The sequence below is a fragment of the Nisaea sediminum genome (assembly GCF_014904705.1).
Lineage (GTDB): Bacteria > Pseudomonadota > Alphaproteobacteria > Thalassobaculales > Thalassobaculaceae > Nisaea > Nisaea sediminum.
The window spans coordinates 24,503-39,272 of the sequence record NZ_JACZCQ010000003.1 but is presented as its reverse complement, the minus strand read 5'-3'; the positions used below and the strand labels follow the sequence as shown (position 1 = coordinate 39,272).

Below are 14,770 nucleotides of genomic sequence, written 5' to 3'. Positions count from 1 at the left end.
CGGAGATTTCCATATTGTCGACCTTTCATGTTTCGATTAAGATCGAAGTATGAAAGAAGGACCCGATATCTCCCTCATCGGCTCGCTGATCGGCGACCCTGCCAGGGCCAACATGCTGACCACGCTGATGAGCGGCAAGGCGCTGACCGCCAGCGAGCTCGCGGCCGAGGCCGGAATCACCGCGCAGACGGCCAGTTCCCATCTCTCCAAGCTCGAGGGCGCCGGGCTGCTGATCCAGCGCAAGCAGGGACGGCACCGCTATTTCGCCCTTGCAGACGACGAGGTCGGCAATCTGCTGGAGGCGATGATGGGGCTCGCGGCGAAGCGCGGCCACATGCGCGCCCGTACCGGTCCGCGCGACCCGGCGCTCCGTAAGGCCCGGGTCTGCTACAACCATCTCGCCGGAGAGTTCGGCGTGCGCATGTACGACAGCTTGGCGGCGCGCGGCCTGGTGGTGGAAGAGGGCGAGGACGTCTCGCTTACGGACGAGGGAGAGAGCTTCGTCTCGACCCTTGGCATCGATCTTTCGGCGCTGACCTCGCTCCGTCGTCCGCTCTGCAAGTCCTGCCTCGACTGGAGCATGCGGCGGACGCACCTCGCCGGTGCACTCGGCACGGCGTTGCTCGACCGGTTCTACGATCTCGGCTGGGCGAAGCGTGTCGACGGTACACGTATCGTCAGTTTCACGGGCGAGGGCGAGCGGAGATTTCTGGAGATGTTTCCGGCGGCCTAAAATGAGACCCGCTCTTGGCCTCCCATTCGTTTTTGTATATGGTTCATATATGTATCATATACGGAGCGCTCTATGGGCATCGTAAATATAGACGACGATCTGCATGATTTGTTGCGCCGGGCGAGCAAGGTCTCCTGCCGGTCGATCAATGCGCAGGCCGCCTATTGGATCAAGGTTGGCATGCTCGCCGAGAGCAATCCGACGCTGACCTTTGCTGAAATCATGGAGCGGGAAATGAGCGCCGCCGGCGTCGCGGCTCCGCCGCTGGCGGTGAACGAGGCATGACGAAGACCCCGCGCGAGCTGGAAATGATGGCGGTCTCCGGGGAGCTGTTGGCCTCCGTGTTCGAGCTGCTGGACCGGACGCCGCTCTCCGGCCGTTCCACGCTCGAAATCAACGACATGGTCGAGCGCTTCATCGTCGATGAGCTCGATGCCCGGCCGGCGAGCAAGGGGCAGTACGGCTACGGTTTCGTGCTGAATGCTTCGGTGAATGAGGTGGTTTGCCATGGCGTGCCCTCGGCGGAGGACGTTCTCAACGACGGCGACATCGTCAATTTCGACATTACGCTGGAGAAGAACGGCTATATCGCGGACAGCAGCAAGACCTATCTCGTCGGCGAGGTGAAGCCGGCCGCACGGCGGCTGGTGCAGGTCACGTACGAAGCGATGTGGAAGGGCATCCATGCGGTGCGGCCCGGAGCACGGATGGGCGATATAGGCTGGGCGATCGAGCGGCATGCCAAGAGAAACGGCTGCACGGTAGTGCATGAGTATTGCGGCCATGGCATCGGCCGCGAGATGCACGAGGCACCGCAGGTACTGCATTTCGGGAAACCCGGCACCGGCCTCGCGTTGCGCGAGGGAATGGTCTTTACCATCGAGCCGATGCTCAATCGGGGGCGGCGCAGCGTGAAAACCGAGGATGACGGTTGGACCGTAGTGACAAGCGACGGCTCGCTTTCGGCCCAGTTCGAACATACGGTTGCGGTCACCGCGTCCGGCGTTTCCGTTCTGACCCTGCGCCCGGGCGAACCGGCCTAGGTGACCGCTGCCCGCGCATGGAAATCCGGCCGGTCCCATGAACGTGTGCGGAGAATGTCTTCCAAGATCGTCGCGGCATCCCAGACATCGACAAATCGCGTATAGAGCGGCGTGAAGCCGAAGCGCAGCAGGTCCGGCGCGCGGAAATCGCCGATCACGCCGCGGGCGATCAGCGCCTGCATCACCGGGTAACCGTTCTCGTGTGCGAAGGAAATCTGGCTTCCGCGCCGTTCCGCCTCGCGCGGGCTGGCGAGAGTGAGGCCTAGTCCGGCGCAGCGCTCCTCGACCAGCTCGATGAAACATTCCGTCAGGGCGACGGATTTCTCCCGAAGCACCCTCATGTCGACCTCGCTCCAGAGATCCAGCGCCGCGTCGAGCGCGGTCATCGCCAGGACCGGCGGGGTGCCGCAGAGGAAGCGCTTGATCCCGTCCGTCGCTTCGAAACGATGGTCGAAGGCGAAGGGAGCCTTGTGCGAGAACCAGCCGGTCAACGGCTGGCGCGCGGTCTCCTGATGGCGCGGTGCGACATATATGAAAGCCGGCGCACCAGGCCCGCCGTTCAGATACTTGTAGCCGCAGCCGACGGCGAAATCGGCCTTCGCGCCCGAGAGGTCGACCGGCACGGCGCCGGCGGAATGGGCGAGGTCCCAGATCGCGAGCGCGCCAGCCTCGTGCACCGAGGCGGTCACTGTCTCCATGTCATGCATATAGCCGCTGCGGTAGTTCACATGGGTCAGCATCACGACGGCGACATCTTCGCCGAGTGCGGCGGGAAGCTCCGAGGGATCTTCGATGAGACGGAGCTCGTGGCCCTGGCCGAGCAGCTCGCTAAGGCCCTCGACCATGTAGAGGTCGGTCGGGAAGTTGCTCTTCTCCGAGACCACCACTTTCCGCTCCGGCCGGAGCGCGAGGGCGGCAGCGAGCACCTTGAAGAGGTTCACGGAGGTGGAGTCGCTCGCGACCACGCTCTCGGGCTCGGCGCCGATTAGCATACCGATCTTCGCCCCGACTCTGGTCGGCAGGTCGACCCAGCCGGCATCGTTCCAGCTCCGGATCAGGCCGTCGCCCCATTCCTCCGCGACGCATTTCGCAACGCGCTCGCGGACGATCCGGGGCAGGGGGCCGAGGGAATTGCCGTCGAGATAGAGCACGCCTTCCGACAGCTCGAAGAGGACGCGGAAACGGGCGAGCGGATCGGCGGCGTCGCGTGCCGCCAGAGTGCTGCGTTCAAGCGCGGTCATGATTCAGCTCCTGCGACGATGCCCTGGTCGTGCAGCCGGCCGATTTCGCCGCTGCCCATGCCCAGGAAATCGGCCAGCACCTCGTCCGTGTCCTGGCCGAGGCGGGGGGCGGCCGTGGGGACATCGGACGCCTGGCCGTGGAAATCGATCGGCGTGTCGGAGGTCGGGTAGGTGAGGCCGCTGCCGTGGGTGACCTCGTGATAGGGTTTGCCCATTTCCTTGAACCGGTCGCTCGCGACCGCCTCGCGGACGGTGCGGTAGGGCTCCCAGCAGACACCGTGCTCGCGGAAGCGCGGCGCCAGCTCCTCAAGCGTGGCGGCGGCGACGGCCGTCTCGACGACTGGATTGATCTTGGCGCGATACTCGAAGCGGAGGCCTTCATCTTTGGCGAAGCTGATTCCGGTCTCCGTCTCGACGGCGGCGATCTCGGCCTCGATGCCGAGGGAGGCGAGCAGGCCGGTCCATTGTTTCGGCGAGAGTGCGACCAGCATGATGTAGCGGCCGTCGGCGGTCCTGAAATCGCGGCCGAAAGCGCCGAACACGTCGTTGCCGTAGCTCGGCCGGTCCTCCGGCTCGGTCATCACCTCCGCGACCTGGCCGAGCGTGCCGAGGGTGGAAAGCGCGATGTCCCCGAGCGGCAGGCGGATCTCCGCCCCTTCGCCGGTCTTCTGCCGCGCGCGCTCGGCGGCGAGCAGTGCGAAGGCCGCATTGGCACCGGCGATCAGGTCCCAGGCCGGCAGCACGTGGTTCACTGGCCGCTTCTCGCCCGGCAGGCCGGGCTCGCCGGTCATCAGCGGGAAGCCGGCGCCGGCATTGGCGGTATAGTCGACGCCCTGGGTCCCGTCGGCCCAGCCCATGACCCGGAGGCTGATGATATCCTCGCGCCGCGCCTTCAGTGCCTCGTGGGAGAGGAATCCCGAAACCGGGTAGTTGGTGACGAAGAGGCCCCGGCCTTCGCCCGGCGCCGTCGCAAGGCGCAGCGCCAGCTCCCGGCCCTCCGGATTGCGGAGATCGAGCGCGACGGATTTCTTGCCCTTGTTCAGTCCCTCCCAATAAAGGCTCGCGCCGTTCGGTGCCTTCGGCCAGCGCCGGTAATCGAGCCCGCCGCCGATCGCGTCAAAGCGGATCACGGTGGCGCCCATCTGCAGCATGTTGAGGGTGCAGGAGGGGGCGGCGATGAAGGAGGCGCCCTCGACCACCGTCAGATCTTGAAGGAGCTTGTACATCCGTGTTTCTTGGGTCTGTTTCGTCAGGAATGCAATTGGCGCCGACCCTAGCACGGTTGGGGCGGCGCCAAAGAGGCCCAAACCGGAAAGAAGTCTGTCCGAAATGAAGTCTGTATATGTCGATGCCGACGCCTGTCCGGTGAAGAACGAGATCCTGGCGATTGCCGACCGCACGGAAGCGACTTTCTACATCGTCAGCAACCGGGGTTTCCGTACAGGCGACCGGGCGAACGTGAAGAACATCCTGGTCTCGGACAAGTTCGACGCGGCGGACGACTGGATCGCCGAGCGGGTGCAGCCGGGCGACATCGTCGTTACCGGCGATATTCCGCTCGCCAGGCGCGCCATCGAAGCGGGCGCCAAGGCGCTCGGCCATGGCGGGCGGGAATTCACCGAAGCGGGAATCGGCATGGCGATGGCGATGCGCGATCTGATGTCGGACCTCCGGGCCATGGGCGAGGTCTCAGGCGGCGGCCCGGCCTTCTCGAAAAGGGACCGGGAATCCTTCATCCGCGAGCTCGAGCGGATGCTGCGGGCCTGATGCTGCATCGCAGCGCTTGACAGAAGCGCGCCGAAAAACGAGCCTCGCATTGTTGGTGTCCTTCGGGACGAAAGGGAATCCGGTGCGCCTCCCAAGCGGCAAATCCGGGACTGCCCCCGCAACTGTAGCCGGCAAGATCCGACCGGGAATGCCACTGGCCTCATCAAGGCTGGGAAGGCGGTTTGGATCGAGGAGCCGGGAGTCAGGAAACCTGCCAACGCTGTGTCCCATTTTTACCCGGGCGGGGTGCACCGGAGGAGGTTTAGATGACCCGACTATCCACCCAAATTCCGGCCGACGATGCAGCCGACCGCGATCTCGCAACCCTGATCCTGACGCTTCTGAGCGTCGCGGAAGACGACCGGACGCTTTCCCGGTCCCTCTCCATGGTGCGGGCGGAGACCTCGCGGGAGGATTTCGCCGGCGGCATGCAGGAGGCGGCGCGGCGCATCGGTGTGCTCTTCGGCGCCGCACAGCGGCTGGAAGTGACAGAGAGAAGTTCCATAAACCGATTGCCGGTCTGATTGGCGCCCCGTCCGTTCGCTGCTAGCCTCCCGGCTGAATTTTTCTCAATGGGAGAGAGCGGGTGAACGATCAGACACCCCAGTCCATCGACGCGGCGCTTGCCGAGATCCGGTCCGTGCTTGGCCCGAAAGGCTGGCTCGAGGATCCGAGCGACACGCTGAAATACCGGACCGACTGGCGCGGCGCGCCGGAGGGCGAGGCGCTCGGCGTGGCCCGACCGTCCTCGACGGAGGAGACGGCGGCGATCGTGAAGGCGGCGGTCAAGGCCGGGATCTGCATCGTGCCGCAGGGTGGCAATACAGGCCTCGCCATCGGTTCCGTGCCGACCGAGAAGCGGCCGACCATCGTCGTTTCGACCGACCGGCTGACGGCAGTGCGCACTCTCGACCCGGACAATTACGCCATGGTCGCCGAGGCCGGCTGCGTGATCCAGAACATGCAGGCGGTCGCGGCCGAGGCCGGGCGGCTCTTCCCGCTCTCGCTCGCCTCCGAAGGCTCGAGCACGGTTGGCGGCACGCTCTCGACCAATGCCGGCGGCAACAACACGATCAAATACGGCAATACCCGCGAGCAGATCCTCGGCATCGAGGCGGTGCTGGCGGACGGCTCCGTCTTCGACGGGCTGGAGACGCTGCGCAAGAACAATACCGGCTACGACATGAAGCAGCTCTTCATCGGCGCCGAAGGCACGCTCGGCATCGTCACCGCCGCCGCCTTCCGCCTGATGCCGCTGCCCCGGGTGCGCGAGACAGCGATGCTCTCCGTGCCGTCCCCGCGCGAGGCGCAGAAGCTTCTGGGCTCGGCGCGCGAGCTCTCGGGGGACACCATCCTCGCCTTCGAGATCATGCCGCGCGCCTCTTTCGACATGGCGATCAAGTATATCGACGGCATTGCCGACCCGCTCACAGAGCCATCGCCCTGGTACGTGCTGATCGAGATGGGCACGCCGTCGCCGCTCGACGATCTTCGGGGCAAGCTGGAGGCGATCTTCAGCCAAGCGATGGAGCAGGGCTGGGTGACCGACGGGGTGATCGCCGAGAGCGAAAGCCAGCGCCGCGAGCTCTGGCGCATTCGCGAGGAGCAGGCCGAGGCGGGCAAGCGCGAGGGCACGCCCCGCATCGCCGGCGACGTCTCGGTCCCGGTCTCCCGCGTCGCCGATTATCTTGAGCAGTCGCAGGCGGCGATGAGTGAATGCGTGCCGGGCCTGCTCTTCAACTGCTTTGGGCATATGGGCGACGGCAATATTCATTACACCGCACGCAAGCCTGCTTCCGTCGGCGATGCCGAGTGGGAAGAGAAGAAACCCGAGCTGACCGCGCGGATGTACGAGACCGCGCTTGCGCTTGGCGGCAGTTTCTCTGCTGAACATGGCATCGGATCCGAGAAGCTTCCCTATCTGATCAAGTATGGCTCGCCCTCGAAGATCGCCCTGATGAAGGCGGTCAAGCAGGCACTCGACCCGAAGAACATGATGAATCCGGGGAAGGTCATTCCCTGATCACTTGATCCCGGCCCGCATGAAGCTCTGGACGAACTGCCTCTGGAACAGGAGGAAGGCGATCAGCAGCGGGCCGGAGGTCATCAGCGTCGCCGCGGTGATGATCGCCCAGTCGATCCCCTGGTCGGTCGAGGAGAAGACGCTGAGTCCGACCGTCACCGGCCTTGTCTCGACCGAGTTGGTGACGATCAGCGGCCAGAGGAAATTGTTCCAGTGGTGGCTGACCGAGACCAGGCCGTAGGCGAGGTAGGTCGGCTTGGCGAGCGGGACATAGACCTTCAGCAGGATCGTGAGGAACCCGGCGCCCTCGACCCGGGCCGCGTCGTCGAGTTCCTTCGGGATCGTCTTGAAGGTCTGCCGCAGAAGGAAAATGCCGAAGGCCGAGGCCATGTAGGGCAGGCCGATGGCGAGAATGGTGTCGAGCAGGCCGAGGACCCGCATGGTCCGGTAGTTCTCGACGATCAGGATGTCCGGCATCACCAAAAGCTGCAACAGCACCAGCACGAAGACCGTGTCGCGGCCGCGGAACTCGAAGCGGGCGAAGGCGAAGGCCGCCAGGGTGCAGAGCACGAACTGCCCGATCAGGATCGAGGTCACCAGCAGCACGGTGTTGAGGAAATAGCGCGCGAAGGGCGCGGCGTTCCAGGCCGCGACGAAATTCTCCAGCGTCAGCGGCGCCGTCAGCTCGAAGCGTGTGGAATATTCCCCCGGATGGAACGCGGTCCAGAAGGCGTAGATCAGCGGCGCGAACCAGAGAAGCGCGAGCGCCCAAGCGCCCGCCGTGTTCAGCGCGCGGTCGTAGTCGAAGCCGGAGAGGCGGAACGCGCTCATCGGTAATGCACCCGTTTGTCGAGCAGGAGAAACTGGCCGATGGCGACCGCGAAGAGCAGGAGGAGGAGGGCGACGGTCAGGGTCGAGGCGTAGGCCGTGTCCCAGAAGCGGAACGAGGTCTCGTAGATGTAGAACAGCAGCAGCGAGCTCGCATTGTCCGGTCCGCCCTCGGTCATGACGAAGATATGGTCAACCAGACGGAAGGAATTGATGACCGCGTTGACCGATACGAAGAGCGTGGTCGGCATCAACAGCGGGAAAGTGACGCGGCGGAAGAAATACCAGCGCCCGGCGCCCTCGATGGCCGCCGCTTCCCGCAGCGAGAGCGGGATGGTCTGCAGCGCTGCCAGGTAGAAGATCATGAAAAAGCCCGCTTCCTTCCAGACCGCGACGACGATGACGGCGTTCAGCGCGGTTGCGGGATCGCCGAGCCAGTTATGCTGCGAAAAGCCGAAGAAGCCGGTGATCTGGTCGATCAGGCCGAAACCGGGCGTGTAGAAGAACATCCAGATATTGGCGACGGCGATCAGCGGCAGCACGGTCGGGGTGAAATAGGCCATGCGCACGAAGCTGCGGCCCTTCAGTTTGCTGTCGACCCAGAGCGCCATGAGGATGGCGATGGCGACGGAGGCCGGAATGGTGCCGAGCGCGTACCAGAGATTGTTACCGAGCACCTTCCAGAAGGTCGTGTCGGCGAGCAGCGTCTCGTAATTCTCCAGCCCGACGAATTTGGCCGGTCGCTTGCCGCGGGGCGTCGAGAAGAAGCTGTGAAAGAAGGTGACCGCGGCCGGATAGTGGGTGAAGGCGATCAGCAGGATCACCGCCGGGCTGAGGAAGAGCCAGGCATGGACCCAGGTCCGGTTGGCGAGCGGCCCCATCGGGCGTCGTGCTTTCGGTAAGACGGAAAAAAAGACCGGCGGCGGGACGATGCCCGCCGCCGGGTCCCGGAGTGTCAGCGGTAATCCTTGAGGATCTTGTCCGCCTTCTGCTGCGCATCGTTCATGGCTTCTTCCGGCGTCATCTTGCCGGTGATGGCGGCCTCAAGGCCGTCGTTGAAGATCGTCGTGATGCGCTGGTTCTGGTAGGTCGAGAGCTCGGCCACCGCGTATTGCAGCTGGTCGCGGGCGACAAGCGCCGGCGGGAAGTCGGCGACATAGGCCTTCATCTCCGGCGTCTCCCAGGCGTCCGGCCGCGGCGCGACATAGCCGGTCGCGATCGACCACTTGGCCGCCTGCGTCGGGGCGGAGATCCACTTGATGAAGTCGAGGGAGGCCGCCTTCTGCTCGTCGGTCGAGTCCTTGAAGATGTAGAAGTTGCCGCCGCCGGTCGGTGCGCCGCGGCGCTTGTTGGCCGGGAGCATGGCGACGCCGAATTCGAACGGCGCGTTGGCGCGGACGTTGGTCAGGTTGCCGGTCGTGGTCCACATGATCGCGGACTCGCCTTCGAAGAAGGCCTTCGGCGTGGCGCCCCACTCGATGATGCCCGGGGCCATCACCTCATGTTTGGCGCTGAGGTCGACGAGATACTGCACCGCCTCGATCACTTTCGGATCGGCGAAGTTGGTCTTGTTGCCGTCGCTGTTGGCGAGGATCACGTCGTTCTGGGTGCTGAGGCCCTGGAAGAGCCAGTAGGGGAAACCGGAGCTCGGAATACGCACCCCCCACTGGGTGATCTTGCCGGAGGCGTCCTTGACGGTCAGTTTCTTTCCGAACTCGACCAGTTCAGCCCAGGTCGCCGGCGGGGTGTTCGGATCGAGGCCGGCTTTCTTGAAAGCTTCCTTGTTCCAGTACATGACCGGGGTCGAGCGCTGGAACGGAATGCCGTAGGTCTTGCCGCCGGTCTGGCTGTTTTCCATGAAGGCCGGATAGAAGGAATTCAGCCATGCCTTGTCGGCGTCGGTCTTGATCAGGTCTTCGAACGGAACGATCGCGTCTTCCTCGATCAGGGTGAACATGTCGACCGCGAGGATCACCGAGAGCTGCGGCGACTGGCCCCCCTTCACCGCGGTCAGCGCCTTGGTGATGGTGTTCTGGTAGCTGCCGGCATAGACCGGGTCGATTTTTACGTCCGGATGGGCGGCGGCATATTCCTTCGTCAGCGCCTCGATCGTGTCGGCCGCCTTGCCGCCGACCGCGACCGGGAAATAGAACTGCAGATCGACGGCGTGAGCCGCGCCGGCCATGGAGAGCGACATCGCAACCGCGACGGCGCCGATCCCGAGTTTCTTAGAGAAGTTCATCGCTATCAGTTCCTCATGTCTCAAACTGGGTTCCGGACGGTAGCCGCCCGGTACTTACGGATGACCCGCACGTGCGGGACACCAATTCCGTTCCGGCGTTCGCGCTATCCTTCCGCGCCGGTCAGAAGGTCGTCGCGCCGGGTCCCCGACGCGGCGTCGAACAGGTGAAGCGCCGCACGCGGCCAGGAGAGGCCGATCGCGCTCCCGGGCGCGATGCCATCGGCGCTGCGGGTGCGCACGGTCAGCCGCTCGCTGCCAATTCGGCAGTCGACAAGCGTGTCGGCCCCCAGATATTCGATGGATTCGACCGCTGCCCGGACCGGGCCGGTGGCGTCGATGGAAATGTCTTCGGGACGGATGCCGAGCGCCAGCTCGTGTTCCGGCAGGCCTGTCAGCAGCGGGGTTTCGGTGCCCTTGATGCAGACGCCTCCATACCGCCAGGAGAGTGCGAGAACGTTCATCGGCGGCGTGCCGATGAAACGGCCGGCGAAGCTCGTAGACGGGCGGCCGTAGGTCTCGACCGGGCTCGCGTCCTGCTCGATCGCGCCGTCCTTCAGCAGGATGATGCGGTCCGCCATGCCCATGGCCTCGGCCTGGTCATGGGTGACATAGAGCATGGTCATCCCGAGCTTGCGCTGCAGGGCGCGGATTTCGACCCGCATTTCGTGCCGGAGCTTGGCATCGAGATTGGAGAGCGGCTCGTCCATCAGGCAGATGGGTTTCTCGGCAATGATCGCCCGTCCGAGCGCCACGCGTTGCTGCTGCCCGCCGGAAAGCTGGCTCGGACGGCGTTCGAGAAGCTGGCTGAGGCCGATCAGGTCGGCAACCCGCGAGAGACGATCCGCTTGCTCCGCCTTTGACGCCTTCCGGACTTTGAGCCCGAAGAGAATGTTTTCGGCGACGCTCAGATGCGGGAAGAGGGCGTAGGACTGGAACACCATGGCGAGATCGCGTTCCGCCGGCGGACGCGTGGTGACGTCCTTCCCGCCGATCATTATGCTGCCGGCGCTCGCGCTTTCCAGGCCGGAGATCAGGCGCAGAAGGGTCGATTTCCCGCAGCCGGACGGCCCCAGCAGGACGGCGAAGCTCCCCGGCTCGACCGAGAAGGAGACCTCGCGCACCGCCGCGGTTTCGCCCCAGCGCTTGCTCAGTCCGTTGACGACGATCCCGCTCATTCTCCGGCTTCCGCCATGCCCGGAAGTAGCGAGAGGGCGGCATCGCTCTCGCTGGCGATGACGAGCTCATGTCCCGCATTGCGGATCATCTCCGCGATCCCCATTGGTGGAGCGACATCGCAGAAGACCAGGTCGGGGTCGGCAATGTGTCCGCCGCGGACATAGGCGGCGCGGCCGAACTTGGTATGGTCGAGCACCACGACCTTGGTGCGGCAGTTCTGGCTGATGACCTCGCGAGCGCGGATCTCGTCCTCGGTGAAGTCGAGCAGGCTGCCGTCCGGATCGACGCCGCCGACGCCGAAAAGCCCGAAATCGACCTTGTAGGCGGAGAAGAACTGCTCGACCTGCTGGCCGAGCACGTCGCGGCCTTCTGGACGGATGCGGCCGCCCGCGATCGTGACCTCGAAGGAGGGATTGCTGCTGGCGGCAAGGGCGGCGGCGATGTTGTTGGTGACTACCCGGAGACCGTTATGGGAACGCAGCGCGCGGACCACCATCTCCGGCGTCGTCCCGATGCTGACCGCGACCGAGGCGCCGTCGGGAATCCGCGCGGCGACCGCGGCGGCGATCCGCGCCTTGGCGCCGGCATTCAGGATCATGCGCTGGTCGTAATCGATATTCGCGTTGGGCGAGGGGAGTTCGACCCCGCCATGGCGCCGCCGCAGCAGACCGCTGTCGCAGAGCTGGTTGACGTCCCGGCGGATTGTCTGCTCGGTGACGGCAAAACGCTCGGCCAGATCGATGATGGACTGGTAGCCGGCGGCCCGGACCATTTCGGTGATTTCGGCGCGGCGCTTGGACGCGTTGGAAGAGATGCTGGCAGCCACGGGATCGCCTTCGCATGTGATGTTCGAATGAATGCGAAGCGAAGGCTATTGGGCGTCTGTTACGGAATTAATGTTCGTTTTTTGACAGTTCGGTAACGAAGAGAGCTCGCTCGAAACCTGTTCGTGACAGTTGCAAGTCCAGGAAGGGGAGCGGAAACGAAAAAGCCGGAGACCATTTGGCCTCCGGCTTTCGTCCGAACCGATAGTCGGGTTCGACTAGAAGTAGAGCGAGATGTCCACGTGACTGGACTGACATGCCGCGACGTCGAGCGCGATATCGCGTGGCAGCCGCTCAAGCAGCCGGAGGCCGATCGTGTTACGGATCGCACCTTCGTACTGGTCGAGCTTCGCACCGATGGCGGTCTTCGCCTGCTGGCGCCAGGCAAGCTCTTCCCGGTAGATCTTGAGGGCGTCCTGGAGTTCTTCCAGCGCCTTTTCCCTGTCGGGTGTCTTGTTCCGCAAGGCACGCCGCGCCTTGGCGACAGCAGAGCGGATGGAACCGGCCTCGACGACTTCACCGATCCTGGCCTCCACTTCCTTGATCGCCTCTTCGGCATCTTTCGGATCGAGGTTCGTGATCGGGTCCGTCAGGCCTTCGATGGCGCCGGACAGGGCTGCGAGCGCGTCGGTATCGTGCAGAGTGGCCTGCAGCTTTGCGACCGTCTCATAGCCGGTATCGACGGTCCGGCGATAGGTCAGACGGGCTTTCTTCTCGGCGTTCAGGACCTTGGTGAAGGCCTTGTGGTCCGGTTCCCAATTGGACGGGATCTCTGCTTCTAGCTCGACCTGTTCGGCTTTCAGCTTCTCGATCCTGGCCGACAGTTTTTCGGCCGCATCGAGCTGCTCTCCGTTGGAGTGCCTGAGCAGCTCCAGTCTGTCCTCGAGTTCCTTGATTTCCGCGACATGCTTGGCGATTTCGCGCTGCGTGGCGCGGACCTCCACATGAAGCGGGCGGTAGGTCTTTGCCGCTTCCTCGATGGCCGCCGAGGTGGCGAACGCCTCTTCGAGAGCCGGGAATGACTTCTCCGCTGCATCGAAGCTCTTCTTCAGGTCGTTCTGAACGGACTTCGGCAGGTACGAGATGTCCCAGGTCTTCGCATCGGTGATGGCTGCGCGGATCTGGTCGCCGTCTTTGCGGAAGGTCGCCAGCACGTAGTCTTCGATGCAATTTTGCAGCCGCGGATTCTTCGGCGGCGGCGCGCTTTCGGCGGTGAGCGACATCCGGTTCGGCAGATAGTTCACCAGCTGCGGCGTCACGCCGACGATGAACAGCGCAAAGAGCTGGAGGCTGATGAAGGGAATCACGCCCTTGTACATCGAAAGGGTTTTGACCGCGGCCGGGGCGACACCGCGCAGGTAGAACAGCGCGAAGCCGAATGGCGGCGTGAGGAAGGACGTCTGGATGTTCAGGCCGATCATCACGCCGAGCCAGACGGCGGTGATGTTCGCGGACGGGTCGGCTAGCAGGATCGGCGCTACGATCGGCACCACGACGACGGCAATCTCGATGAAGTCGAGGAAGAAGCCGAGAATGAAGATGACGGCCATGACGATGATGAACTGGGCCCAGAAACCGCCAGGCAGGCTGGTCAGGAACTCGCGTACGAGTTCTTCCCCGCCGAAAGCGCGGAACGCGGCGGTCAGCATCGCCGCTCCGAGCAGGATGATGAAGACGAGGGCCGTCGTCTTTGCCGTTTCCACCATCACGCCGCGCAGGGTGTCGTCCGTGACGAAAGCACGCCAGCCGCTCCAGATGATCGCCACGAGGAAGACAATGACGGCTGCGATCGCGATCAGCATGGCGACAAGATCAGCCGTGGTGTGGAGCGCGCGGATGTTGATCGGGTGAACGCTGGTCAGCACCAGGACGGTCACGAGTGAGCCCATTGCGAGGATTGCCGGATAGAAAGCACCCGGTCGCCCATCATAAAGCCGGTAGCCTGCCATAACCATGGCCCCGACCGCGCCGATCGCGCCTGCCTGGTTCACGGTCGCGATGCCCATGATGATCGAGCCGAGGACCACGAAAATGAGGGTCAGTGGCGGTACCAGCGAAAGCACGACACGCATTGCAAACTTGCGGTCGTACTTGCCCTCGAACGGCACGGCCGGAGCGATCGACGGCCGGAAGAAGGCCATGATCAGGATATAGGCCATGTAGAGACCGACGAGGATCAGGCCCGGAAGAAGGGCGCCCATGAACATGTCGCCGGCGCTCGTGGAGCTGACGCCGAAGGAGCTCGGCATTGTGAACTCGCCGGTCATCTCCTTGAAGTAGGCGGTCCGCGCCATGCCCGCCTGGTCGACGGCGCTGGCCAGCTGGTCGGCGAGGATGATGAGAACGATGGACGGCGGGATGATCTGTCCGAGCGTGCCGGAGGCGGCGATCGTGCCGGTCGCCAGAGAGTGCGAGTAATTGTTGCGCAGCATAGCCGGAAGCGAGATCAGGCCCATCGCCACCACGGTAGCGCCAACGATGCCCGTCGTCGCGGCCAGCAGCGCGCCGACGAAGACGACGGAGATGCCGAGACCGCCGCGGATCGGACCGAAGAGTTGCGCCATGGATACCAGCAGGTCCTCGGCGATCTTCGAACGCTGCAGCATGATGCCCATGAAGACGAAGAGCGGGATCGCGATCAGCGTATCTCGCTCGACCTCCCAGTAGACACCGCGGAAGTTCGTGACGCCTGCGGTCAGCCAGTTCATCGGTCCGCCCTGGGCGAAATAGGCGGCCGCATCGCCGGCGAAGATCTCGCCTGTCAGGGCCGCCAGACCGATTGTAATGATGGCTGATCCGGGCAGCGCGAAGGCGACCGGAAAGCCGGACGCAAGGGCGCTTGCCATGATCGCGACAAGCAGGAGGAGGAATACGAGTTCCATCAGTCGGGTTC

The 14,770-nt window shown here is 64.3% G+C and carries 14 protein-coding genes and 1 riboswitch; of the genes, 6 read left to right on the top strand and 8 right to left on the bottom strand.

Features of this window, described 5'->3' with window-relative positions:
- The first annotated feature begins 49 nt into the window (after nucleotides 1-49).
- The 3 genes from IG122_RS05145 (at nucleotide 50) to map (ending at nucleotide 1,776) form a co-directional block, all read left to right on the top strand.
- Nucleotides 50-733, top strand: coding sequence for an ArsR/SmtB family transcription factor (locus IG122_RS05145; RefSeq protein WP_193181126.1), 684 nt, complete (start codon nucleotides 50-52; stop codon nucleotides 731-733).
- A gap of 72 nt (nucleotides 734-805) precedes the next feature.
- A complete protein-coding gene (locus IG122_RS05140) occupies nucleotides 806-1,018 on the top strand; it encodes a ParD-like family protein (protein ID WP_193181124.1) in 213 nt (70 codons plus the stop codon).
- Complete coding sequence (gene map / locus IG122_RS05135) at nucleotides 1,015-1,776, top strand: type I methionyl aminopeptidase (RefSeq protein ID WP_193181122.1); 762 nt, start codon at nucleotides 1,015-1,017, stop codon at nucleotides 1,774-1,776. Before IG122_RS05140 ends, map begins: the two co-directional genes overlap by 4 nt.
- Here map and kynU read toward each other — a convergent pair.
- On the bottom strand, nucleotides 1,773-3,017 hold the full coding sequence (gene kynU / locus IG122_RS05130; RefSeq protein ID WP_193181120.1) for a kynureninase: 1,245 nt from the start codon (nucleotides 3,015-3,017) through the stop codon (nucleotides 1,773-1,775). The genes map and kynU overlap by 4 nt on opposite strands.
- A complete protein-coding gene (locus tag IG122_RS05125; protein ID WP_193181118.1) occupies nucleotides 3,014-4,243 on the bottom strand; it encodes a CoA transferase in 1,230 nt (409 codons plus the stop codon). The genes kynU and IG122_RS05125 overlap by 4 nt, the downstream gene beginning before the upstream one ends.
- 103 nt (nucleotides 4,244-4,346) lie before the next feature.
- On the opposite strand from IG122_RS05125, the gene IG122_RS05120 reads away from it, so the two are divergent.
- The 3 genes from IG122_RS05120 (at nucleotide 4,347) to IG122_RS05110 (ending at nucleotide 6,807) form a co-directional block, all read left to right on the top strand.
- Entirely contained in the window at nucleotides 4,347-4,784 is a 438-nt protein-coding gene (locus tag IG122_RS05120) for a YaiI/YqxD family protein (protein WP_193181116.1), read from the top strand.
- Nucleotides 4,785-4,820: 36 nt separating this feature from the next.
- Nucleotides 4,821-5,017: riboswitch (cobalamin riboswitch) on the top strand.
- 33 nt (nucleotides 5,018-5,050) lie between these two features.
- Nucleotides 5,051-5,308, top strand: coding sequence for a hypothetical protein (locus IG122_RS05115; protein WP_193181114.1), 258 nt, complete (start codon nucleotides 5,051-5,053; stop codon nucleotides 5,306-5,308).
- 62 nt (nucleotides 5,309-5,370) lie between these two features.
- Entirely contained in the window at nucleotides 5,371-6,807 is a 1,437-nt protein-coding gene (locus IG122_RS05110) for an FAD-binding oxidoreductase (RefSeq protein ID WP_193181112.1), read from the top strand.
- On the opposite strand, the gene IG122_RS05105 is transcribed toward IG122_RS05110, so the two are convergent.
- From IG122_RS05105 to IG122_RS05080, 6 genes are all read right to left on the bottom strand, one after another.
- A complete protein-coding gene (locus IG122_RS05105) occupies nucleotides 6,808-7,638 on the bottom strand; it encodes a carbohydrate ABC transporter permease (RefSeq protein ID WP_193181110.1) in 831 nt (276 codons plus the stop codon).
- Nucleotides 7,635-8,516, bottom strand: a complete 882-nt coding sequence (locus tag IG122_RS05100) for a carbohydrate ABC transporter permease (protein ID WP_193181108.1) — start codon at nucleotides 8,514-8,516, stop codon at nucleotides 7,635-7,637. The genes IG122_RS05105 and IG122_RS05100 overlap by 4 nt, the downstream gene beginning before the upstream one ends.
- A 74-nt stretch (nucleotides 8,517-8,590) precedes the next feature.
- On the bottom strand, nucleotides 8,591-9,877 hold the full coding sequence (locus IG122_RS05095) for an ABC transporter substrate-binding protein (RefSeq protein WP_193181107.1): 1,287 nt from the start codon (nucleotides 9,875-9,877) through the stop codon (nucleotides 8,591-8,593).
- A gap of 104 nt (nucleotides 9,878-9,981) precedes the next feature.
- Nucleotides 9,982-11,052 (bottom strand): ABC transporter ATP-binding protein, encoded by a 1,071-nt coding sequence (locus IG122_RS05090; protein WP_193181106.1) that lies wholly within the window; start codon nucleotides 11,050-11,052, stop codon nucleotides 9,982-9,984.
- Nucleotides 11,049-11,879 (bottom strand): DeoR/GlpR family DNA-binding transcription regulator, encoded by an 831-nt coding sequence (locus IG122_RS05085; RefSeq protein WP_319024816.1) that lies wholly within the window; start codon nucleotides 11,877-11,879, stop codon nucleotides 11,049-11,051. The genes IG122_RS05090 and IG122_RS05085 overlap by 4 nt, the downstream gene beginning before the upstream one ends.
- 216 nt (nucleotides 11,880-12,095) lie before the next feature.
- Complete coding sequence (locus IG122_RS05080) at nucleotides 12,096-14,759, bottom strand: TRAP transporter large permease subunit (protein ID WP_193181105.1); 2,664 nt, start codon at nucleotides 14,757-14,759, stop codon at nucleotides 12,096-12,098.
- Nucleotides 14,760-14,770: the final 11 nt, after the last annotated feature.

Coding starts and splice junctions, on each gene's coding strand:
- IG122_RS05145 (WP_193181126.1), top strand. CDS start 50: ATGAAAGAAGGACCCGATATCTCCCTCATCGGCTCGCTGATCGGCGAC.
- IG122_RS05140 (WP_193181124.1), top strand. CDS start 806: ATGGGCATCGTAAATATAGACGACGATCTGCATGATTTGTTGCGCCGG.
- map (WP_193181122.1), top strand. CDS start 1,015: ATGACGAAGACCCCGCGCGAGCTGGAAATGATGGCGGTCTCCGGGGAG.
- kynU (WP_193181120.1), bottom strand. CDS start 3,017: ATGACCGCGCTTGAACGCAGCACTCTGGCGGCACGCGACGCCGCCGAT.
- IG122_RS05125 (WP_193181118.1), bottom strand. CDS start 4,243: ATGTACAAGCTCCTTCAAGATCTGACGGTGGTCGAGGGCGCCTCCTTC.
- IG122_RS05120 (WP_193181116.1), top strand. CDS start 4,347: ATGAAGTCTGTATATGTCGATGCCGACGCCTGTCCGGTGAAGAACGAG.
- IG122_RS05115 (WP_193181114.1), top strand. CDS start 5,051: ATGACCCGACTATCCACCCAAATTCCGGCCGACGATGCAGCCGACCGC.
- IG122_RS05105 (WP_193181110.1), bottom strand. CDS start 7,638: ATGAGCGCGTTCCGCCTCTCCGGCTTCGACTACGACCGCGCGCTGAAC.
- IG122_RS05100 (WP_193181108.1), bottom strand. CDS start 8,516: ATGGGGCCGCTCGCCAACCGGACCTGGGTCCATGCCTGGCTCTTCCTC.
- IG122_RS05095 (WP_193181107.1), bottom strand. CDS start 9,877: ATGAACTTCTCTAAGAAACTCGGGATCGGCGCCGTCGCGGTTGCGATG.
- IG122_RS05090 (WP_193181106.1), bottom strand. CDS start 11,052: ATGAGCGGGATCGTCGTCAACGGACTGAGCAAGCGCTGGGGCGAAACC.
- IG122_RS05080 (WP_193181105.1), bottom strand. CDS start 14,759: ATGGAACTCGTATTCCTCCTCCTGCTTGTCGCGATCATGGCAAGCGCC.